The sequence below is a fragment of the Allobosea sp. CRIB-10 genome (genome assembly GCF_900112185.1).
Classification (GTDB): Bacteria; Pseudomonadota; Alphaproteobacteria; order Rhizobiales; family Beijerinckiaceae; genus Allobosea.
Genome location: NZ_FOKP01000011.1, coordinates 21346 through 42972, shown reverse-complemented (window position 1 = coordinate 42972; position 21627 = coordinate 21346). Strand labels below are relative to the sequence as shown.

19 protein-coding genes are annotated in these 21627 nt (G+C 68.5%); 9 read left to right on the top strand and 10 right to left on the bottom strand.

Going from position 1 to position 21627, the window contains the following annotated elements; genetic code table 11:
• The first annotated feature begins 87 nt into the window (after positions 1–87).
• The gene (locus tag BMZ69_RS15200) at positions 88–483 is read left to right on the top strand and encodes a DoxX family protein (protein WP_092157979.1); all 396 of its coding nucleotides are present in this window, start codon (positions 88–90) and stop codon (positions 481–483) included.
• 73 nt (positions 484–556) lie between these two features.
• Here BMZ69_RS15200 and trxA read toward each other — a convergent pair whose 3' ends face one another.
• The 5 genes from trxA to BMZ69_RS15175 all read right to left on the bottom strand — a co-directional run bounded on the left by trxA (position 557) and on the right by BMZ69_RS15175 (position 9356).
• On the bottom strand, positions 557–877 hold the full coding sequence (gene trxA, locus BMZ69_RS15195; RefSeq protein ID WP_091835207.1) for a thioredoxin: 321 nt from the start codon (positions 875–877) through the stop codon (positions 557–559).
• A gap of 217 nt (positions 878–1094) precedes the next feature.
• On the bottom strand, positions 1095–4574 hold the full coding sequence (gene addA / locus BMZ69_RS15190) for a double-strand break repair helicase AddA (protein ID WP_092157977.1): 3480 nt from the start codon (positions 4572–4574) through the stop codon (positions 1095–1097).
• 193 nt (positions 4575–4767) lie between these two features.
• Entirely contained in the window at positions 4768–7872 is a 3105-nt protein-coding gene (addB, locus tag BMZ69_RS15185; protein ID WP_092157975.1) for a double-strand break repair protein AddB, read from the bottom strand.
• Between the two features lie 6 nt (positions 7873–7878).
• A complete protein-coding gene (locus tag BMZ69_RS15180; RefSeq protein ID WP_092157973.1) occupies positions 7879–8613 on the bottom strand; it encodes a nucleotidyltransferase family protein in 735 nt (244 codons plus the stop codon).
• Positions 8614–8690: 77 nt separating this feature from the next.
• The gene (locus BMZ69_RS15175; protein WP_092157971.1) at positions 8691–9356 is read right to left on the bottom strand and encodes a nitroreductase family protein; all 666 of its coding nucleotides are present in this window, start codon (positions 9354–9356) and stop codon (positions 8691–8693) included.
• A gap of 81 nt (positions 9357–9437) precedes the next feature.
• Here BMZ69_RS15175 and polA point away from each other — a divergent pair, with 81 nt between their 5' ends.
• The 4 genes from polA to BMZ69_RS15155 all read left to right on the top strand — a co-directional run bounded on the left by polA (position 9438) and on the right by BMZ69_RS15155 (position 14839).
• Positions 9438–12467, top strand: coding sequence for a DNA polymerase I (gene polA, locus BMZ69_RS15170; protein ID WP_092158216.1), 3030 nt, complete (start codon positions 9438–9440; stop codon positions 12465–12467).
• A gap of 96 nt (positions 12468–12563) precedes the next feature.
• Entirely contained in the window at positions 12564–12926 is a 363-nt protein-coding gene (locus BMZ69_RS15165) for a DUF883 C-terminal domain-containing protein (protein ID WP_092157969.1), read from the top strand.
• A 3-nt stretch (positions 12927–12929) separates the two neighbouring features.
• Positions 12930–13349 carry a hypothetical protein gene (locus BMZ69_RS15160; protein WP_092157967.1) on the top strand — a complete coding sequence of 140 codons (420 nt, stop codon included), beginning with the start codon at positions 12930–12932 and terminating at the stop codon, positions 13347–13349.
• A gap of 101 nt (positions 13350–13450) precedes the next feature.
• Positions 13451–14839 (top strand): sensor histidine kinase, encoded by a 1389-nt coding sequence (locus BMZ69_RS15155; RefSeq protein WP_092157965.1) that lies wholly within the window; start codon positions 13451–13453, stop codon positions 14837–14839.
• An 8-nt stretch (positions 14840–14847) separates the two neighbouring features.
• Here BMZ69_RS15155 and BMZ69_RS15150 read toward each other — a convergent pair whose 3' ends face one another.
• Together BMZ69_RS15150 and BMZ69_RS15145 are read right to left on the bottom strand one after the other, a co-directional pair.
• Positions 14848–15207, bottom strand: coding sequence for a response regulator (locus BMZ69_RS15150; RefSeq protein ID WP_092157963.1), 360 nt, complete (start codon positions 15205–15207; stop codon positions 14848–14850).
• Between the two features lie 178 nt (positions 15208–15385).
• Complete coding sequence (locus BMZ69_RS15145) at positions 15386–15847, bottom strand: DUF992 domain-containing protein (protein ID WP_092157961.1); 462 nt, start codon at positions 15845–15847, stop codon at positions 15386–15388.
• A 181-nt stretch (positions 15848–16028) separates the two neighbouring features.
• Between BMZ69_RS15145 and BMZ69_RS15140 the strand changes: the two genes are divergently transcribed.
• Positions 16029–16259, top strand: a complete 231-nt coding sequence (locus tag BMZ69_RS15140; protein ID WP_092157959.1) for a hypothetical protein — start codon at positions 16029–16031, stop codon at positions 16257–16259.
• A gap of 13 nt (positions 16260–16272) precedes the next feature.
• Here the strand turns inward: BMZ69_RS15140 and BMZ69_RS15135 are convergent, their stop codons facing one another.
• Together BMZ69_RS15135 and BMZ69_RS15130 are read right to left on the bottom strand one after the other, a co-directional pair.
• Positions 16273–16860: an extensin-like domain-containing protein gene (locus BMZ69_RS15135; protein WP_175506818.1), complete on the bottom strand. Its 588-nt coding sequence runs from the start codon at positions 16858–16860 to the stop codon at positions 16273–16275.
• Between the two features lie 352 nt (positions 16861–17212).
• The gene (locus tag BMZ69_RS15130; protein WP_092157955.1) at positions 17213–18007 is read right to left on the bottom strand and encodes a response regulator; all 795 of its coding nucleotides are present in this window, start codon (positions 18005–18007) and stop codon (positions 17213–17215) included.
• A gap of 309 nt (positions 18008–18316) precedes the next feature.
• On the opposite strand from BMZ69_RS15130, the gene BMZ69_RS15125 reads away from it, so the two are divergent.
• The 3 genes from BMZ69_RS15125 to BMZ69_RS15115 are packed head-to-tail and all read left to right on the top strand — an operon-like array spanning position 18317 to position 20818.
• The gene (locus BMZ69_RS15125) at positions 18317–18541 is read left to right on the top strand and encodes a NepR family anti-sigma factor (protein WP_092157953.1); all 225 of its coding nucleotides are present in this window, start codon (positions 18317–18319) and stop codon (positions 18539–18541) included.
• On the top strand, positions 18522–19088 hold the full coding sequence (locus BMZ69_RS15120; RefSeq protein ID WP_175506816.1) for a sigma-70 family RNA polymerase sigma factor: 567 nt from the start codon (positions 18522–18524) through the stop codon (positions 19086–19088). The genes BMZ69_RS15125 and BMZ69_RS15120 overlap by 20 nt, the downstream gene beginning before the upstream one ends.
• Before the next feature lie 47 nt (positions 19089–19135).
• Positions 19136–20818 carry a sensor histidine kinase gene (locus tag BMZ69_RS15115; protein WP_175506815.1) on the top strand — a complete coding sequence of 561 codons (1683 nt, stop codon included), beginning with the start codon at positions 19136–19138 and terminating at the stop codon, positions 20816–20818.
• On the opposite strand, the gene BMZ69_RS15110 is transcribed toward BMZ69_RS15115, so the two are convergent.
• Positions 20743–21615 carry a transglutaminase family protein gene (locus tag BMZ69_RS15110; protein WP_092157947.1) on the bottom strand — a complete coding sequence of 291 codons (873 nt, stop codon included), beginning with the start codon at positions 21613–21615 and terminating at the stop codon, positions 20743–20745. The genes BMZ69_RS15115 and BMZ69_RS15110 overlap by 76 nt on opposite strands.
• Between the last annotated feature and the right edge of the window lie 12 nt (positions 21616–21627).

The following is a 21627-nucleotide window of genomic DNA, read 5'->3' as shown; positions in this document are numbered from 1 at the left end:
GGAGTGATGAAGCAGACTTCTTCGCCAGCAAAGCCAATCACTTAGCAAATTTTTCCAATTCGAAACCGGACGGAAGGCAACCCGCCCATGCAGGCTCTCAACTCCCTGAATCGCTATGCGCCGCAGGCGCTCGCGCTGCTGCGCGTCGTCACCGCGCTGACGTTCCTGACGCACGGCACCCAGAAGCTGTTCGGCTTTCCGCAGCCTCCGTCCTGGGGCATGCCGGCCGCCTTTGCTCTCACCTGGTACGCCGCTGTCCTCGAAGTCGTCGGTGGCGCGCTGATCGCCATCGGCTTCCTCACCCGGCCTGTCGCCTTCATCCTCTCGGGCTTGATGGCGTTCGCCTACTGGATCGCCCACGGCCCGAAGAGCTTCTATCCGCTCCTGAACGGCGGCGAGCCTGCGCTGCTGTTCTGCTTCGTCTTCTTCTACCTGGTCTTCGCCGGCCCCGGCGCCTGGGCGCTCGACAACCGCTCGAAGTGACCCGCGCATAGTCTGAAACGAAGAAGGCCCGCCCTCGACGAGGGCGGGCCTTCTTGATTCTGCGACCGTCGGATCAGACCGCGGCCGAAATCCAGCGCGACAGGTCGCTCTTGGGGGCGGCGCCGACCTTCTGCGACGCCAGCTTGCCGTCCTTGAACAGCATCAGCGTCGGGATCGAGCGGATGCCGAACTGAGCCGGGATCTGCTGGTTCTCGTCGACGTTCATCTTGACGATCTTGACCTTGCCGTCGAGCTCGCCGGCGATCTCCTCGAGGGCCGGGCCGATCATCCGGCAGGGGCCGCACCACTCGGCCCAGAAGTCCACCACCACCGGCTCAGCGGACTTCAGCACGTCGGCTTCGAAGCTCGCATCGGTCACTTTGGTCGTCGCCATGGCTTTTTCGCCTTTCGATTCTCAGTGCGGCAACAACGCCGCCATTCGTCGCTGAAGCTATGAACGGGCAGCCGCAGGGTCAAGGCTGGCTCACCCTCCGGTGAAGCGGGGCAGCCGTGCTTCCACTGATGATAGGTCGCGGCCCTTGTCGTCATTGCGAGGAGCGTCGCGACGACGCAATCCAGCGGACGTGGCGCAAACCTCCTGGATTGCTTCGCTACGCTCGCAATGACGGAGTGGCCATTTTCGCCAGAGCTGCGTCGAGCAGTTCCGGCGACGGCTCGAGCGGCTTCAGGCTCGCCGTGTAGATCGCGACCGCGCGGACGCGCCGGCCGGGATAGATCTCGCCGATCAGCCGGCGATAGACCGCGAGCTGCGCCAAGGTCGAAGTCGGCAATGCAGCGGCGTCCTGTGGCGGGCGGGCTGCCGTCTTGAAATCGGCGATCAGCACTTCGCGATCGCCGACGGCGAGCCGGTCGATCCGGCCCTGCACCGGGCGCCGGCCGCCATCCGCCAACGTGATCTCGCCGGCCAGCGGCACCTCGGCCAGGCTGCCCGGGCCGAACAACCCGCCGAACTCCGGCGCTGCGATCAGCGCGAGCGCGTCGTCGACGATCCTGGTGCGACGCTCCTCCGGCAGCGAGCCGCCACGCGCCTCCGCCAGCGCCCGCGCAGTACTGGCGCGTCGTTCCGGCGGCACCTCGGGAAGGACCTGCAGCAACAGATGCGCAAGCCGGCCGGCCGCGGCGGCATTGGCGAGGAATGGCCCGTCATGCGGACGCTCCTGCGCATCGGCAGCCGACAACGCGCTCGACGGGCGCAAGGGCGGCGCCGGCTCGGACTCCTCCGGTGCGGGGCGGGCAAGCCAGTCCGGCAGCACCGCCGCAGCCCGTATTGCGATGGTTTCCTCGGCGGCCGCCTCTCCTGGCTGCGAGACCATGAAGCGGCGGACCTCGCCGTCGCCATCCGGCGCCGGAACATCGCGCAGCCAGGGCTCGGAACCGGCGAGGCCGAGCTCTGCCATGGCGTACCAGGAGCCCTCCGGCGCCTCGCCCTTGGCCTGCACGCCGCAGAGGATCAGGCGCTCCTCGGCGCGGGTCAGCGCGACATAGAGCAGGCGGTGATGCTCCTCGACCATCTGCGCGACGATAGCGTCCTTGGCGCGCCGCATCGCCGCGGGGTCGTCGGCCCGCTTGCTCGGCCAGACCGGCACCTGCGCGCCGCGCGGCGGCGCGACCGCCATCAGCTTCGGCAAACGCCGCTCGCCAGGGGCGAGGCCGAGATCGGCGAGGATGACGACCGGCGCCTCCAGCCCCTTCGAGCCGTGCACCGTCATCACCCGGACCTCGCCGGCGCTGGCCGAGAGATCGCGCTTAACCTGCGTCGCGACCGCGCCGATATGGTGCAGGAAACCGGCGAGCGAGGGGCCATAGCGCCGCTCATGGTCGAGCGCGGCGCTCAGGAAGGCATCGAGCGCATCGCCCGCTTCCGGGCCGAGCCGGGCGAGAGCGAGATTGCGGCCGCCACTGGGGCCTAGCAAGTTTGCGAAGAAGCGGAACGGGCCGCAGCGGCCGGCCTCCTCGGCGAGTTCGGTCAGGCGCGCCTCGATCGCGGCATAGCGCGGCTCGGTCTGGGCGGCCTGCCGGAACGCCTCGCGCAGCGAGCCCTTCCGCTCCGGCGCGAGCCGCATCAGGTCTTCGTCGTCGAGGCCGAAGAGCGGCGTCTTCAGCGTGATCGCCAGCGAGAGATCGTTCTGCGGCAGCAGGATGGCGCGCCCGAGCGCGACGAGGTCCTCGACCGCCGGATGGTCGGCGAGCGTCAGGCGGTCGCGGCCGGCAACCGGCACTTCGCGATCCTTCAGCGCCTTGACGATCGCCTCGAACAGCGCGCCGCGCTGGCGCAGCAGGATCATCACGTCGCCCGGCTTGAAAGGGCGGCCGATATCGTCGCGGCCAGCCTCGCTCCAGCGCTTCAGCACATCGGCGATGCGGGCGGCGAGCTTGACCAGGCCGGAGCGCCGCTCGGGCGCATCGACCGGCGCGGTCCAGGCATCGGGCTTGTCGCCGGCATCGTCGGCCGAGACCGGCCAGAGATCGACCGCGCCGATCGAGGCGCGCCTGACCGTGTCGTGGCGCTCGGGCCCGGCGCCGCCGTCGAAGACGAGGCCGCGCCAGTGCTCCTGCGGCGCGAACACCGCATCGACGGCACGCATGATGTCGGGCGCCGAGCGGAAGGAGGTCGTGAGGCTGATCGGCTCGAAGCGCTGCCCGGCGTCCTGGAGGCGCCGACCGAGCAACCGTCTTTCCTCGCTGAAATGGGCGGGAGCCGCGCCCTGGAAGCCGTAGATCGACTGCTTCTCGTCGCCAACGACGAAGACGGTGCGCGGCCGCACCTGCTCGCGCGCGCCCTCTCCGGCCGAGAACTCCTCGGAAAGGCGACGCAGGATCGCCCATTGCGCCTCGCTGGTGTCCTGGGCTTCGTCGAGCAGGATGTGGTCGATGCCGGCATCGAGCTTGTAGAGCGCCCAGGCCGGATCGACCCGGTCGAGCAAGGAGCGGGTCTTCGCGATCAGGTCGTCATAATCGAGCAGCGAGCGCTGCGCCTTCAGGCGGCGATAGGCGGAAAGGATATGCGTGACCAGCACGGCCAGCGCCGCGCTGCGCTCGCGCACGGTGATGGCGTTGAGCTGGTCGATGGCGGCGGTCAGACAGGCGGCGAGCGCATCGAGCGCCGCGTCGAGATCGGCCGGCAGGGCGCTGTTGCCCTTGCCGCGGACATGCTGGGCGACGTTGCCTTCGGCCGTGAGCAGGCCGGCGCGGCAGGCGGCGACGGGATCGATGCCGGGGGCGTCCGAGAGCGCGAGCCGGATCGCGGCGGCTGCCTTGACGCGCGTCGCGCTGCCGGCCTCGAAGGCGGCGATGAGCCGATCGAGGTCGGGGACAACAGTCAGGTCGCGCTGGAAGTGCTCGCGCACCGTTTCCGCCGTCAGTTCCGCTGCGATGCCGAGGAAGGCGCTGAGCCCGGCGACGATCTCTTCCGGCCGCCGCGCTCGGCCTTCGGCATCGCTGAACACGGCGCGCTGGTGCAGCGCCTCGCGCATGATCTGGTCAAAAGTGTCCTGCGCGGCATGCTCGGCCATGAAACGCAGCGCCCGCGCCTGCGGCCCTTCCGGATAAGCCACGGCGGCAGCGAGCAGATCGCGCCTGGCATCGCGCATCAGCTCGTCCTGGGCGAGGTCGTCGGCAACCTCGAAGCGCGGCGGGACATTGGCCTCGAAGGGCGCGCTCTGCAGCACGCGGGTGCAGAAGGCGTGGATCGTCTCGATCTTGAGGCCGCCCGGTGTCTCCAGCGCCTGCGCGAACAGGCGCCGCGCCCTGCTGATGTCGCTCGCCGCCGGCAATTGGCCGGTCAGCGCCGACAAAGCCGCCCAGAGCACCGAGTCGGAGGCCACCGCCCAGACCGAGAGCGCCCGGAAGACCCGGTTCGACATGTTGGCGGCGGCGGCCTTGGTATAGGTGATGCAGAGCATCCGGCCGGGCGCGACGCCGTCGAGCAGCAGGCGCAGCACGCGATTGACCAGCACATGGGTCTTGCCCGAGCCGGCATTGGCCGAGACCCAGGCGCTGAGCTCAGGCTCGGCCGCCAGCGCCTGGTTGCGCCGCGTCTGCTCGGGAATGGTCCAGCCGGCCGGGGTCATGGCTTGCCTCGACGCAGCTCCGGAACCGCAACAGGCCCTCTCTCCCGGAACGGGGGAGAGATGGAGAGGGGGCCGGCGCCATGATCAATCAGCGTCGGCTCTGCCCCCTCCCAACCCTCCCCCGTTCCGGGAGAGGGCTCCCGAGCCCTTTCGGCAAGGTCGAGATATTGAGATCGGTTCACGCCCCTCGCCCTCATGCCTCGTCTCCGGCATCGCCGCCAAGATCGGGCGCGGCCGACCATTCCTTGACCCGGGCGAGCTGGTCATAGGGGCTGGCGTATTTGATGTAGGCCGGCGCCCGGCGCGAGAGCCAGGGCTCGCGGCCGGCGCGCAGCACCGAAAGATGGTCGAGCAACTGGACGAGATGGCGGGCGGTGACGTCGGCCTGCGCCTCGTCCTTGAACGACAGCTTCTTGTCCTTCTCCCAGCTCTTCTGATCATGGTTGAGCCGCAGATACATCAGCGCCTCGACCGGGCCGGGCAGGATGTCCGGCGAAAAACCGTGGCGCAAAGCGAGCTCGGCCTCCAGCGTCAATTGCGGGGCGAAACCGAGGCGGACCTGCTCGTCGCTCGGCGGCGCGCCGGTCTTGAAATCGATGATGCGCAGCGTGCCATCGCGCGTAATCTCGACGCGATCGGCCCGGCCGGTCAGCAGGATCGAGGAGCCATCGATCAGCGGAAATTCGCCTTGCGTATCGCGCTCGACCGCGACGCGGGCGAGCCCCGGCCGGCGCCTCTCCTCCCAGCCGAGGAAGTTCTGTGCGATCAGCAGGAAGCGCGGCCACCAGAAGGCGCGCACCTCCGGCGTCTCCTCATAGGCGCGGAAGAAGCGCTCGCCGATCTCGATCAGGCTGCCGAGGGCGCCGGCCGGCACCTGCTCGGGATAGGTCTCGGCAAAGCTGCCGACGATGTCGTGCAGCAGCGAGCCGCGATCGGTCGCGCCGGGATCCTCGACCAGCTCCGGCAGGGCGTCGAGCCTAAGGATCTTGCGGGCATAGACCGCATAGGGATCGCGATAGAGCGTCTCGACCTCGGTGACGCTGAGCCGTTTCGGCTGGAGATGCGCCGCCGGATAAGGCTTTGGCCGCGGAACCGGCAGGAGATTGGCCGGTTTGCCGAGCAGCCCGGCCCAGGCGGTGAGCTCGCGCCCGCGCGCCTCGGCCGCGTGCCAGGCTTCGGGCGGCGCCACCGCCTTGAGCCGCTGCCAGAAGCGCGAGGGGATCGTCTCGGCCTCGCCGGCCTTGCGGGCGCGGGTCAGCGTCACCTTGCCGGCGAGCGCCGCCGCGACGAAGTCATGCGCCGTCTGGCCGATGCGCCGTTCCGGCGGCGAGAGGCCGAGCTCGGCCCGCATCGGCCGGTTGATGAAGGAATCGGTCTCGGTGGCCGGCGGCCAGACGCTCTCGATCAGCCCGCCGAGCACGACATGCTCGGCTTCGAGCAGGCGGGCTTCGAGCAGGCCCCAGATCTTGACCCGTGGATGGCCGGGATCGCGGCGCTGCACGACCCGCTCGCCGATCAAGCCTTCGAGAATGGCAATCCAGTCGCGGGCGCGACCCTCGCCGGGTGCCTCCGGCAGGGCGGCATCGAGATCGTCGAAGAGCTTGGCAAGCGCCTCGCCATCCGGCCCGCGCCAGGCGAGGATCGCACCGGCCTCGTCGCCGCTCAGCGTCTCGACCGCGCGACGGGCCTGCGCCGCGATCTCGCGCAGTTCCGGTGCTGGGCCGGCCAAGGCCGCGACGAGCGGCGCGAGCGCATCTTCCAGCGCCGCCAGCACCTCTTCGGCCGCGCCGACATCCTCGTCCGTGAGCTTGCGGCGCGGGCGCGGCGCATAGGTCGCCTTGCGCAGCTCCGGCAGCGCCTCGAAGGCGCGGCGCAGGCCGGGGAAACCGGGGCTGACCGGCTCGCCGCGCCAGCAGCCGATCTCCAGCGTCGCCGCGCCTTGCCGCAGGCGGGGCTCGGCCAGGCCCAGGCGGCAGAGCGGATGCGCCAGCAGTGCGACGAGGCTCGCCGGCGAGAGGTCGCCCTCGACCGCATTGAGCGCCAGCCGCAGCAGGGCGCCGGCCGGCCAGCGGCCGAGCGGCATGCCGGCGGAATCATCGGCCTGGATGCCCCAGCGCCGGAGCTCGACAGCGACGCGCTCGGCAAGGCCGCGATCGGGGGTAATCAGGGCGGCACGGGCATTTGGCTCTTCCAGTGCCTCACGCAGGGCGAGCGCCGCGACCAGCGCCTCCTCGCGTTCATCTGCCGCCTCGACGATACGCAGCCCGTCGAGCGCCCCGGCAGCTAGGGGCGCAGCGCCGGCCCAGTCATCCGTGATCGAGGCCGGCAGCAGGGCACGGCGCAGCAGGTCGCGGCGTGTTTCCAGCCCGGGTGAGGGCTCGGCAAGGGTGATGACCTCGTCCCGGTTCGCACCGATCTCGTCGAGCAGTCGATGCAGCGCCGCCTGCGGGTGGGACGGCGCCGGTTCCTGGACGATGGCGCGCCAGCCCTGCTCCGAGAGCGCCTCGTCGAGATCGGGCAGCACGACGGCGCCGTTCGGGGCGCGGGCGAGCGCGGCGAGCAGGCGCGCCGTCGCCGGCACCGTGCCGGTCGATCCGGCCGCGATCACCGGCCCGTGGAAATCGCCGGCGAGCAGGCGCTCGCGCTCGGCCGCGAGCATGCGGTTGCGGAACTCGGCCGGATCGCATTCGGCCCGCTGTTCGAGAATCGCAGGCCAGGCTTGCGCGATGATGTCGAGGAAACGCGCGTTGAACTGCCAGATCTCGTCGAAGCGGGCGGCATCCAACCCCTTCAATCGTGCCGGCGAGATGCCTTCGGTCTGCAGCTGGTCGAGCAGATGAGCGAGGTCGCCGGCAAGCCCCCAGGCCTCGGCCAAGGTCGCCGGCATCAGCGAGGGCTCGGCCGGATCGAGCTTCAGATGTTGCCGGTTGGCGGTGCGGCCCCAGGCCGAGATCAGCGTCGTCAGGATGAAGCGACGGCGTAAGGGGTCGATCGGCGCGAGGCGCTGCAGCGCCAGCGCATCGCCGGCGCCGGCGATCAGCGCGGTCTCGGCCTCGTCGACATCGCCGAGCGGGACGATGCGCGGCAGGAGCAGCGGCCGCCCGCCGAGCTTTTCCGACATGATGGTGCCGAAGGCCCGCGCTGCGCGCTGCGTCGGCAGATAGAGCGTGGTGCGCGAGAGCGCGGCGGGATCGCCTGGATCATAGGCCCGGCCGAAGCGGCCGGCGATAAGCGCCTGCGCCAGCACCGAAAGGAAGGGCGCGCCGGCCGGGATGCTGAACAGGTTGAGCCCGGCCATCGCCGCTCACCCGCCCTGATGGGCGGCGTAGGCCTGCTCCGCCAGCGGGATCGCCTCGGGCGTGCCGACATGCAGCCAGCGCCCATCGAGCAGATGGCCGAACAGGGTTCCGCTGGCGATGCAGCGGTCGAACAGCAGGTTCAGCGAGAACGGTCCCTCCGGCGTGTCGGCGAAGAGCTCCGGCTTGATGATGGCGACGCCGGCATAGACGTAAGGCGCGCTCGCAGCCTGCCCACGCCGCGCAAGCCGGCCGGCCTCGTCGCGGAAGAAATCGCCGGCGCCGTCGAAGCCGACGCTGCTCTCTCGCTCGGCGAGCAGGAGCAGCATGTCCATGCGCGCGGCATCCCAGGCCGCGGCCATGGCGGAAAGGTTCGACGCTCCGCGCTCGCTCCAGAGCGAATCCGAGTTGATATGGAAGAAGGGCTCGGCGCCGAGCAGCGGCAGCGCCTTCTTCACGCCGCCGCCGGTTTCGAGCAGGACGTCGCGCTCATCCGAGACGGTGATGCGCGGGCTGGTGCGGCCGGCGACACGCGCCTCGATCTGCTCGGCGAGGTAGTGGACATTGACCACGGCGTCCGCAACGCCAGCTCCGGCCAGCCGGTCGAGTGCATGGTCGAGCATGGTCTTGCCGGCGATCGCAACCAGCGGCTTCGGCATGGTGTCGGTGATCGGGCGCATGCGCTTGCCGAGCCCGGCGGCGAGCACCATGGCCCGGCGGATCGGCGGCGAACTGGTCTGCATGACGTGAACGAATCTCCCGCCGGCCAAGACTGCTACATCAGCCATGGCCGGCGCGATTGCTCAAGTGCGGCAACAGCTCAGAGGAAGCTGGCGATCTCGTCCAGCGGCTTCTTGCCGATCGCCGGGACGACGCAGCCCTCGGCGGGATAGCCGACGACGAGCAGGATCAGCGCCTTTTCATTGTCGGGTCGGCCGCAAAGCTCGTTGAGGAAGTTCATCGGCGCCGGCGTATGCGTCAGCGTGGCGAGGCCCGCCTGATGCAGCGAGGCGATCAGGAAGCCGGCGGCGATGCCGACCGACTCCGGCACGTAATAGTGCTTCACCTTGCGGCCATCCGCGTCATAGCCCCAGCGCTGGGCGAAGATCGCGATCAGCCAGGGCGCGGTGTCGAGGAAGGGCTTGTGCTCGTCGGTGCCGAGATGGGCGAGTGCACCGAGCCATTCCTCGCCGGCGCGGCCTGCATAGAAGGCGCGCTCTTCTTCCTCGGCGCCTTCGCGAATCTTCTTCTTGAGCTCGGGATCGGAGATGCAGACGAAGGTCCAGGGCTGCTGGTTGGCGCCGGACGGCGCCGTGCCGGCCGTCGCGACCGCCGCCTCGACCACCTCGCGCGGCACCGGCCTGTCGGAATAATCGCGCACCGTGCGGCGCTTGCGCATCGTCTCCAAAAATTTGAGCGCCTGCGCCTTCATCTCCTCCTCGGGCAGGCCCTGGAAGGCGAGCGGCATGGTGACATAGGCGTTCATCGATTTCCTCCTGACAGCTTCTTGCGGGCACTGCTGCTTGCACAATAGACCATCCCGGTCCTCCGCCCTATGGTCCCGCCCATGACGAACCCGGCCTCACAGCTCAAGCCCGGCGACCACCTCTTCCTGGTCGATGGCTCGAACTTCATCTTCCGCGCCTATTTCCAGTCGATCAACCAGGACCGGAAATACAATGCCCGCTCGGACGGGCTGCCCTCCGGCGCGGTCCGATTGTTCGCGACGAAGCTGTTCCAGTTCGTGCGCGAGGGCGTGCTCGGGGTGAAGCCGACCCATCTCGCCATCGTCTTCGACAAGAGCGAGAACTCGTTCCGCAAGGAAATCTACCCGGCCTATAAGGGCAACCGCTCAGACCCGCCGCCGGACCTGATCCCGCAATTCCCGCTGATGCGCGACGCGGTGCGCGCCTTCGGGCTGATCCCGGTCGAGCAGGACATCTACGAGGCCGACGACCTGATCGCGACCTATGCCAGGCAGGCACGCGAGGCCGGCGCCGACGTGCTGATCGTCTCGGCCGACAAGGACCTGATGCAGCTGGTGCGGCCGGGCGTCGCCATGTACGACCCGGCCTCCGGCGACGCCAAGAAGGGCGCGGGCTTCCGGCCGGAGCGCCGCATCGGCGAGCCCGAAGTGGTCGAGTATTTCGGCGTCACGCCCGACAAGGTCACCGACGTCCAGGCGCTCGCCGGCGACGCGACCGACAATGTTCCGGGCGCGCCCGGCATCGGCATCAAGACGGCGGCGCAGCTGATCGGCGAATACGGCGACCTCGACACGCTGCTGAAGCGCGCCGGCGAGATCAAGCAGCCCAAGCGCCGGGAGACGCTGACCAATCCCGAAGTGGTCGAGAAGGTCCGCATCTCGCACAAGCTGGTCACGCTGGTCGAGGATGTCCCCGTCGAGACGCCCGTCGGCGAACTGACGCTGAACCAGCCCGATCCGGCCAAACTCATCGCCTTCCTCAAGGCGATGGAGTTCACCACCATCACCAAGCGCGCGGCCGAGGCCTATGAGGCCGATGTCGGCGCGATCGATGCCGATCCCGATCTCGCCCCGGGCGGCGCCCGGGCCGCCGAGCTCAAGGCGCTCTATGCCGAGACCGATGCTCCGGTTGCCGGTGCCAGCGAGACCGCCACGGCTGCCCCCGCCGCGAACGGCGCCGCGCCGGCGACATCTCCTGCCGCCGATGGCTGGCTTCGGCCGGCCGATCTCGCTGCCTCCCGCAAGGACGCAGCGCTCGCGGTCAAGATCGATCATGCGGCTTACGAATGCGTCCGCACTGTCGCCGACCTCTCACGCTGGATCGGCTGGGCTTATGAGGCCGGCCAGGTCGCGCTCGACACCGAGACCAATTCGCTCGACGTGATGCAGGCCGACCTGATCGGCATCTCGCTCGCGGTCGCGCCGGGCAAGGCCTGCTATATCCCGCTGCAGCACCGGGCCGGCGACGGGCTGTTCGATTCCGGCCTGCTCGAAGGCCAGATCCCGCTCGACCAGGCGCTGGCCGAGCTGAAGCCGCTGCTCGCCGACCCCGGCGTGCTCAAGATCGGGCAGAACCTCAAATACGACATCGCCGTGTTCAACCGGCACGGCGTCGAAGTCGGCCCGATCGACGACACCATGCTGATCTCCTATGCCCTCGACGCCGGCAATGGCGGACAGGGCATGGACCGGCTCTCGGAACTTCATCTCGGCCACAAGCCGATCGCCTATTCGGAGGTCGCCGGCACCGGCAAGAGCCAGGTCACCTTCGACAAGGTGCCGCTCGACAAGGCGACCGCCTATGCCGCCGAGGATGCCGACGTCACACTCAGGCTCTGGCTGGCCCTAAAGCCGCGGCTGGTGCCGGAGCGCAAGACCACGGTCTACGAGACGTTGGAGCGCCCGCTCGTGCCGGTGCTGGTCAGGATGGAGCGCAGGGGCATCTCAATCGACCGGCAGATCCTGTCGCGACTGTCAGGCGAATTCGCCCAGTCGCTGGCGCGGCTCGAGGACGAGATCCACACGCTCGCCGGCGAGAAGTTCACCATCGGCAGCCCCAAGCAGCTCGGCGACATCCTGTTCGGCAAGATGGGCCTGCCCGGCGCCAAGAAGACCGCGACCGGGCAATGGGCGACCGGCGCCGGCGTGCTCGAAGACCTCGCCGAGCAGGGCAATGAGCTGCCCGCCCGCATCCTCGACTGGCGCCAGCTCGCCAAGCTGAAATCGACCTATACCGACTCGCTGCCTACTTACGTGAATCCGCAGACGCACCGGGTCCACACCTCCTACGCCCTGGCTGCGACCACCACCGGCCGGCTCTCCTCCTCCGAACCGAATCTGCAGAACATCCCGATCCGCACCGAGGCCGGCCGCAAGATCAGGACCGCCTTCGTCGCCGAGAAGGGCAACAAGCTGGTCTCGGCCGACTACAGCCAGATCGAGTTGCGCATTCTCGCGCACATGGCCGACATCCCGCAGCTCCGGCAGGCCTTCGCCGACGGCGTCGACATCCATGCGATGACGGCGTCCGAGATGTTCGGCGTGCCGGTCGCGGGCATGCCGAGCGAGGTGCGCCGGCGCGCCAAGGCGATCAATTTCGGCATCATCTACGGCATCTCGGCCTTCGGCCTCGCCAACCAGCTCGGCATCTCGCGCGAGGAGGCCAGCGCCTATATCCGAAAGTATTTCGAGCGCTTCCCCGGCATCCGCGACTATATGGACCAGGCCCGCACCACGGTGCGTGCCAAGGGCGCGGTCGAGACGATCTTCGGCCGCGTCTGCCATTTCCCGGCGGTCGCCTCGAAGAACCCATCGGAGCGGGCCTTCGTCGAGCGCCAGGCGATCAACGCGCCGATCCAGGGCTCGGCCTCCGACATTATCCGCCGCGCCATGATCCGGATGGAGGATGCGCTCGCCGCCGCGAAGCTCGACGCGCGCATGCTGCTGCAGGTGCATGACGAGCTGGTCTTCGAGGTGCCGGAGGCGCAGGTCGAGGCGGCATTGCCGGTGATCCGCAAGGTCATGGTCGAGGCGCCGCAGCCGGCGGTGCAGCTCAAGGTGCCGCTGGTGGTCGACGCGCGCGCCGCCGACAACTGGGACGAGGCACACTAACCTTACGGCCGGGAACCGTCCGATTGCTGAGGCGTTGAGCTTTGCGCCATGCGCTCCGCATGGCATCGTTCATTGCCGGCACCAAGGAGGCGTTTTATGGCCGCAACCAGTTCCACCGCAAAGCGACAGGCCGCGGCCTCGGTCAAACGCGCCAAGGACGAAGTCGCCGATGCCGCCTCCGACACCGCAGAGCGCGCCCGCCGCGCCGGCCGCCGCGTCAAGGACGAGGCCGACGAGATCGAGGCCAGCCTCACCCGCGGCGCCGAGGACCTCGCCGCGACCGTCAGCGAAAAGCTCAGATCGGTCGGCGTCGACACCGACCGTATGGCCGCGATCGCGCGCGAGCAGGCGAGCGACCTCGAAGAGCTGATTATCCGCGAAATCCGCGAGCGGCCCCTGCGGGCGCTCGGCCTGGCAGCCGCGGTCGGGCTGTTCGTCGGCTTCCTGTCGGCGCGCTGAACCATGCTCGGGGGGCTGACCGGTCTGGTCACGCGCGAGGTCGGCGGCGTCGTGCGCCGCAACCTCACGGTCGTCGTGCTCTATCTGCTGGCGGGCGTGCTGGCGGCCGGCGCCGTCGGCTACGGGCTCGACGCGCTGCATACGCTGCTGACGCTGCATTACGGAGCGATCGCCGCCAGCCTGTCGATCGCCGGCGGGCTGCTCGCCGCCGCGCTACTCATGCTCGGCATCGCGCTCTATGTGAAGAGCCGGCCGCGGCCGGACCGGCGCCTGGCCGCCGCGGTCGCCGCCGCGCCGATCGCGGCCACGCTGGTCGGCAATCGCAAATTCGGCTGGCGCACCGGGCTGGTCGGCGGCGTCGTGCTGCTTGGGCTCATTCTGGGACGACAATTCTCGCAAGGCGACGACGACGCTGAAACATAAGTCCAATATCGCCTAATCCGGCTTCATTTTCCGGGGCCGGTTCGCGCCGATGTGTCTTTTTACCTTGGGCGATCGGTTTTCACCGTCTATTCAAGGCGGCGATGAATGCCCAGCTGAAGCTCCGTCCACGCTGGCTGTTGCCGGGACTGCCCTTGCTCGGGACGCGCCTTTACACCGCCTCCTCGGCGGCGATCGCGATCGCCGTGGTGATGGTCGCGGTGCTGATCGCCACCTGGATCAACATGCAGGCCGACGAAGCCTCGCGGCTGGTCTCGCGCTCGATCGACATCCGCGAACGCAGCGAACGCTTTCTCGGCAATCTCCTCGACGCGGAAACCGGGCAGCGCGGCTTCCTCCTGACCGGCGACGAGCACTATCTCGAACCTTACAACGAACGGCGCACTGAACTCGTGCCGAGCCTCGATCTGATCGAACGTCTCGTCGCAGCCAGCCCGACGCAAGCCGAGCGCGTGCAGCGCGCCCGTGCCATTACGGTGCGCAAGCTCGGCGAAATGGCCGAGACCATTGCGCTGATGCGCGCCGGCCAGCGCAACGAAGCGATCAAGCTCGTGGCGCAGGGGCCTGGCAACCGCCTCACCCAAGAACTGCGCGATGTCGTCGGCGCGATCCAGCTGGAGGAGAATCATCGCGTCACCACCAGCAGCCGCCGGGAAGCGCGCCGCCGCATCTTCGCCAGCATCGGTATCCTGATCGCGCTCGCCGGCCTGTGCTTCGTGGCCTGGCTGCAATTGCGGGTCCGCTATCGGCGCGCGATCTCGCTGTCGAGCTCCAATGCCGAGCTGGAACGGAAGGTCGCCGAGCGCACGCTCCAGCTCGAAAACGAGCGTTTGCGCATCGAGGCGCTGCTCCGCGACGTCAACCACCGCGTCGGCAACAATCTGGCGATGGTCTCGGCCCTGCTCAACGTCCAGAGCCGGCAGACGCGCGAGCCGGCGGTCAAGCAGGCGCTGGCCCAGGCGCAGTCGCGCATCCAGGCGATCGCCGCGGGGCAGCGCCGCCTGCGGCTCGATATCGAGGCCGACGAGATCGAGGCCCGGCCCTATCTGGAGGATCTGCTGGCCGAGATTTGCAAGGCGGCGGAAGGCCGGCCGATCGAGATCGCGCTGGCGATGGACGCGATCCGCCTGCCTGGGCGTGACGCGGTCTCCTTCGTCGTGGTGATCAACGAGCTGGTGACCAATGCCATCAAGCACGCCTTTCCCGATGGCGCCGCCGGCAAGATCACCATCCGTCTGGCGCGCACGCCCGACGAGAATCTCGTCCTGTCCATCGAGGATGACGGCATCGGCATGCCGGAAGACCAGCAGACGGCGGGGCTGGGCAAGTCCGTGATCAACGCCCTGCTGCGCAGCATGCGGGCAACGATGGAGGTTACGCCGCTGTCGCCCGATTCGGTGCGGCCTGGCACCCGCGTCGCCGTCACCTTCCCGAAACGGGAACAGCCCCCGGAAGAGGACGCAGCGGAATAGCCCGCGCGTCAGTCCTTGTTGACGACCTTGGAGACGAAGCGGCCGAGCTCGTCGGCCGAGAACGGCTTGCGCACGAAGCGCACGTCGCGCAATTCGGGGGGTACCTCGCTCGGCGCGGATCCTGAGACGAACACCAGCGGCGTGCCTTTGGCACGCAGGCTTGCGGCGACGCCGAAAGTCTTGCCGCCGACGACATCGATATCGAGCAAGGCGCAGTCGAGCGGCTGATCGGCGGCGCGACGCGCCTGCGACACCGATTCGACCACGATCAACTCAGCATCGTCGCCGAGCTCCTCGCTCACGGCGCTCTCGATATCCATCGCAATGAAGGGGTCGTCCTCGACGATGAGGATCCGAATACCGGACATGAGCCCCAGATCACCTTCCAACTTCACGACACGCCCCAAGTCAGTTACCTGCTCGTGAGCCTGTTCAACGCCCGCTTGGTCGGCCTTGTTCCGTTCTGAGCCGGATTGTCCGCCTCAAACCTTTCGAATTCAATTCAAATTGGCTGGATATGGTTAGGAAAGCGTAAGCTAGCGCCGATCAACGCCGGCGTGGGGAGCGAATAAGGCTTAACTCGAAAGCGGTGACGCCGAGCGCGACATTGGCGCCGCGCTGCAAGGGCAGGGCCCGGGGCGCCAGCCGGACATCGCCATCATGGCTGCCGGTCAATGCGACCTCGCCCTGCTTGCGGGCATAAGCCCCGGCGAGCACCCCGAGCGGAGCACGCGCATAGGGGCCGTAGACGCGCCAGGCGAGCAGGCTGCGGCCGACCGTCTTGGCGTCGAGGGCAAAGCCGCGAATCACGCCGGAATAGGTCTGCAGCGGCCCGCGCCGCGGCCGGAAGCGGCATTCGAGCGGCTTCTGGGTCGCGACGGCCTGGGCGAGGCCGGCGCCGATCGTGCAGGTCAGGCGTCCGGCCGGCGCGCCGCTCTGCGCCAGGACGGGCGCAGCGTGGAGGCTGGGTCCAGCCGCCAGGACGATCATTGCGATCAAACGTCTCATCACCTTCTCCTGCCCCTGTTTCGACCGCCCGCCCGCCGAAGGCTCGGTACCGCTTCCGCGGAACAGCCCTCGCCCCGCCTCGAAACCGCACCAAAGCGCCGCAATCGCTCCATAGTTCCCAAATAATCCGGAACCTCAATCCGGTGCTTGCGTTGACGGGAACGGAACAGTGGACGCGCAAATGCCTAAGCAAGGACGGACCGACCCGGTGCGCATCTTCCCAACCCCTACGCTGGCGCGCGATCTTCCGCCATTCTGGGAGCTCGAACAACTTCTGCGCGAGGGTTTCGACCACGATTCGGCATTGGCCGAGCTTGCCCGCCGGCGCGAGAGCTGGTCGAGCGGGAGGCGTCCGCCTCCGGTCGTGGCGCAGTCGGATTCGCCGGACAGCGCCTTCACGATCGCGTCATAGGGCACCGCCGGCGTCATTGACAGAAGCGGCTCGATGCCGCGCGGCGCTGCTGGATATCGACATGGAGATGATTGGCGTGGGCCGCGTCCGAGCCGGGACCGAGCACCGTCATGAACGCGCCGCAGGCTGATTGGCGCACCGCCTCCAGAAACCGCGTATGCTCCAGGCCATTGGGCCGCTCCACGGACACCTCCAACCCACCCTGTTTTTCCTCGCCGAGCTGGAAGGCGAAGATATCGAGAGCTTGCCCCGTCGCGTGCTCGCTCATCGACCCTTGCGTCTGACGATTGCGCCGGCGGCACTCGTGCCCGCCTCCGACGCGCAGCGCCGTCAGCTCGCGCTCGAACACGCCGCGCGCCAGGGGTTGCAGGCTCGTGTCCAGCCAGAGCGAGACCGCGCGCGCCATTTCGCAGCTCACCGTTGGTGGCGGGAGCAACCTGACCTGCCCCGGACCTGCAGGGGTGCGGACCGCCAACGCCGCGACGACCACAGGATCGACCACCTGGCAGCCTTCCGGCTCCGGCTTCGCCAAAGGCGCGACCGGGCGAATCTCGTTCCCGGCCACAGCCGCCAGACGCCGGAGGCAGGCGCTGCCTTCCATCACGGGCGCAGGCCTGTCCGCGGCCGACGGAGCCGCCGGCGGCAGAGTGGGAGCCTGCAAGGAGGCCGGCCGGGGCGGGGGCAAGGGCGTCACCACCGACCCTGAGTCACGGCCCCAGGCTTCGCCGGCGCCGGCAAGCCCGATGGCAGCGATGACCGCTGCCCAGCAGCCTCGCCGAAGAGACTGGCATTGCCGCATGCCGTCAGCCGACAGCCGTGAACAGGACCGTCAGCGAGGCCGCGACGATCAGCGCCGCCAGCAGAGCCATGGACATGACCGATCTCCTTCGCATCGCCCGGGCCGGGGCAACGCGAGGGATGGCCGATTTGTTCCCGGTCACCGCGACGCGGCGTCAGGCGGCCTTGCGCCCGGCGCGCCGGTCGAAGAACAGCGCCTGGCTGATCGCCGCCTTCACCGCTTCCGGCTGGAACGGCTTGGTGATCAGGAAGGCCGGCTCCGGCCGATCGCCGGTGAGCAGGCGCTCGGGGTAGGCGGTGATGAAGATCACCGGGACCTCGATCGCCTCGAGGATCTCGTTGACCGCCTCGAGGCCGGAGCTGCCGTCGGCCAGCTGGATGTCGGCGAGGACCAGTCCGGGGCGCTTCTTGGCGACCAGCGCGATCGCCTCGCGATGCGTCCTGGCGACACCAGTGACCTTGTGGCCGAGCTCCTCGACCATGGTCTCGATGTCGAGGGCGATGATCGGCTCGTCCTCGATGATCAGCACGTCGGTGGCGACCTGCTCGGCGATCTCCTGGCCGGCGGTCTGCACGAGGGCGGCTGCATCGCTGCTGGAGATGTTCATGATCTGCGCGACCTCCTCGATGGAGAAACCTTCGACCGTCCGCAGCAGGAAGGCCTGGCGCGAGCGCGGCGTCAGCGCATCGAGATTGCGCTCGGCGGCGGAGCGTTCGGCCTCCGGCGCCGAGGCCTGGGTGTTGAGCCCGACGGACGACCACATCTGCAGGAACAGGCGGTAGAGGCCGACCCGCGGGCCGAGCTCACGCGGGAAGGTGCCGGGATCGGCGATCAGCGCCTCCAGCGTCGCGACGACATAGGCGTCGCCGCCAGCCTGGGTGCCACTCAATGCTCGGGCGAAACGGCGCAGATACGGCAAATGCGGCGCGATTTCGGTGGCGATCGACATGGTGCTATCCCCCACGAGTCAGGCCCGATCGGCTTTCGGTGTAAGCTGATCGGGTCGGGCCCTATCCAGAATTGAGAGGCGGATCGACAGGATCCGACTCTGACCAAAGTTGTCGGAGAAAAGCACTCAAGTCCCTGTTATGACAAGAAAATTATTTTTTATCCCCGACGGAACCTTTTGCCTTCGGTCTCGTTATTGGGCCGAATGAAGGTGCGTTTCGGGCAGTCGCGCGTGAGCGTCTCGAGGAGCGTGCGACATGTGGTTTGGCGTGACCGGCAAAATGGCGGCGCGCCGATGGAGCGAGGGATCATGAATCTGATGAATGCCGATCCGCCCGAAGCGGCACGAGCCGAACCGGACGACGAGATGGTGCTCGACCCGCGCGTGCAGGAGTCGATCGGCAGGTCCCTAAAGGCGCATTACGACGACCTCGTCAACGCGCCGGTCCCCGATCGCTTCCTGGTGCTGCTGGCCCAGCTCGAAGATACCGAACGGCGGCTGAAGGCCGAGGGCGGTGCCGATGAGCGCGGTTGACTTCAAGGACGGGCTCATCGCCGAGATCCCGAACCTGCGCGCTTTCGCGGCGTCGCTGTCGGGCTCGATGCAGCTCGCCGACGATCTGGTCCAGGACACGCTGCTCAAGGCCTGGGGCAATGCCGACAAGTTCCAGCCCGGCACCAGCCTGCGGGCCTGGCTCTTCACCATCCTGCGCAACACCTATTACTCGCTCTACCGCAAGCGCGGGCGCGAGGTGCAGGACAGCGAAGGCACCTATGCCGACCGGCTCGCCACCCATGGCAACCAGGAGAGCCATCTCGACCTCGCCGATTTCCGCAAGGCCCTGGCGAAACTCCCGGAGGAGCAGCGCGAGGTGCTGATCATGGTCGGCGCCACCGGGCTCTCCTATGAGGAGACGGCCGAAATCTGCGGCGTCGCGATCGGCACGATCAAGAGCCGCGTCAACCGGGCGCGTTCAAAACTGGCGGAGCTTCTGTCCATTGGCGGCGTCGACGATCTCGGCCCCGATCGCCGGATCACCGCGGCCGTGCAGCGCGCCGGACCCGAAACCGTCGGCAGCTGATGGCTCTCTCGCTGTTCAGGACGGTCCGCGGACGCCTCCTGGCATTGATGATCGCGATCGTCCTGCCGATCGCCTGCCTCACGGCGGCGGCGGCGGTCGCGACCTATCGCACCGTCTTCGAGGCGATCGAGACCGCGCAGATGCGCGCGGCCGACGACTTCGCCGTGCGCACCCGCGTCTGGTATCGCGGCGCGTTGCGCTCGCTGGTCGTCGGCGCCGCGACCATACGGGCGGTGTCCCCGTCGCCCGATGCCTGCGGCCGGATCGCCGAGAAGGCGCTCGCTGCAGTCTCGAGCTATGAGGCGTTTCAGCTGCGGGTTTCCGGGCGGCCAGACTGTATCGGCGGCATCGACGCCAGCATTCCGCCCGGCGAACTCGCCGCGGTGGCTAGCCGGCTCGCGGGGCGCGCTCCGATCAAGCTCTGGGTCGGTACGGAATTCACCAACGCCCGCTACGATCAGGTGACGATCGCCCGCCGCTCTTATCTTGCCATCTACAGCGAGTTCGACGAGGGCGACGCGCTTCTGCTCACCAAGCCGGACCCGCTCGACGATACCTTCGATCTCGGCAGCAGCGACAAGGGCATGATGGCGGCGCTGCTCCGAAGGGGCGGCGATGTGGTCGTTGCGCGCGGCGGCGCGCAGTCAGACCAGTCTTGGCTCCCGAAGGCCGAGATCGTGCCCGAGCAGACGGCGCACTGGAGTGCCCAGAGCCGCGCCGGGCCGAGCCGGACCTATGCCGCCCGCATGGTGGCGGAACCCGATCTCTATGTCGTGGTCAGCTTCGACGGAACCGCGGAACAGGCCGCAAAGACCCAGTTCTATGCGCTCTTGCTCGCACCGCTGCTGACACTGACCCTGCTCGGTCTCGTCTATATGAAGGCGATCGATCAGCACTGCGTGCGTTGGCTGCGCAGCATCGAGAAAACCGCGCGGGCACGGTCGAGCTCGGCCAGCGCTCATGTCCCCCTCACCGAGGAGATGCCACGCGACATCCGCAGCGTCGCCGAAGCCTTCAACGCGATGGTCGACGAGCAGGAGGTGCGCCAGAGCAAGCTCAGGCACGCGCTCGACGACAACCGTTTCCTGGTCCGCGAGCTGCACCACAGGGTCAAGAACAGCCTGCAGGTCGTGCAGAGCTATATCGGCCTCGCCAAGCGCGACCGCCAGGGCGAGGCGCGTATGGCGCTGTCCGACGCCGAATGCCGCGTGCACGTCCTCTCCGCCGCCTATCGCTTCACCCTCGCCGACGGCGAAATGCAGCCAGTGCGGATCGACCTGTTCCTCGACGATGTCGTGGCGATGGTCTCGAGCCTGATCCTGGCCCGGACGCAGCGCCTGGAGAGCCGCATCGAGACACAAGCCGCCCTGCCGATCGACCGGATCATCCCGCTCGGCTTCCTGATCGTCGACGTCGTCAGCCGGGCGTTGCGCGCAGCTCCTGGCATCGGCCTCGAGCTCGCGGTCACGAATGCCGGCGAGGGCATCATCGACGTCGCGATCACGGCGGATCGCGCCACCACCCAGCTCGCACCGCCGCGACTGTTCGCAGGATTGCTGATGCAGATCGAAGCGGTCGAAGTCAGCTCCCCGCAGGGCCACAGCCTCGGCGTCTGGCGCCTCAGCCATGGCGTTCCGCGCAAGGGGGCCGAGGCTCAGCCCAGTCCTTCGGCCGGCGTGATCTCGACGCCGACACCGAGCCCGACGAAAGCGCCGGCGGGGCCGATGTAAGAGCCCGAGACCGGCGAGGCGTCCTCCGGCACCCGCGCGACCGCGACGCGCAGCAATTGCCGGTCGGCGACGAGATTGTTGGTCGGATCGAACTCGACCCAACCGTCATTGGGAATGAAGACCTCAGCCCAGGCATGGGTCAGTCCAACGACGGATGTGATGCCCCCGGCCTCCAGGGAGCGGTCGTGGATGTAGCCGGTGACGAAACGCGCAGCGAAGCCGAGCCGGCGCGCCAGCTCGATGAACAGCCAGGCATAGTCGCGGCAGGAGCCCGTCCCCATCTGCAAGGTGTCGAGCGGGTGCTGGGTGCCCTCATCATAGCGGACGGCATAGGTCAGGCCGGTGCTGATCTCGCGTGCCAGAGCCCGCAGGAGATGGCCGCCGTTCAGCCGCGCCCTGAACTCCTGCAGCCAGGCGTCGAGGGCCCCGCCGTTATCGGCCGCGGCGAGATCGAGATAGGGCTGCAGCACGGCGCGCTCCGCCGGCGTGTAGCTGATCTCGAAACTCTCGATGTCGGGCTCGACCCTCGTGCGCGGCAGTGCCGAGCCGAAGCGCTGGACAGTGAGCTCGCTGACGATGTCGAGCGTGTCCGACGTGCCGGCGAAGGTCGCCATGGCGACCGGATTGCCATAGGCATCGTGCATCCAGCGCAGATTGGCCTGCGGTGAGATCGTGATCGCCGTGTCGATCACGCGCAGATCGAAGGAATCGCGCGGGCGCAGCATCAGCCGGTGCGGACCGAACTGCACCGGCAGGGCGTAGCGATAGGTCGTCGCGTGTCGGATGCGCAAATACATCGTCGTCCCCAG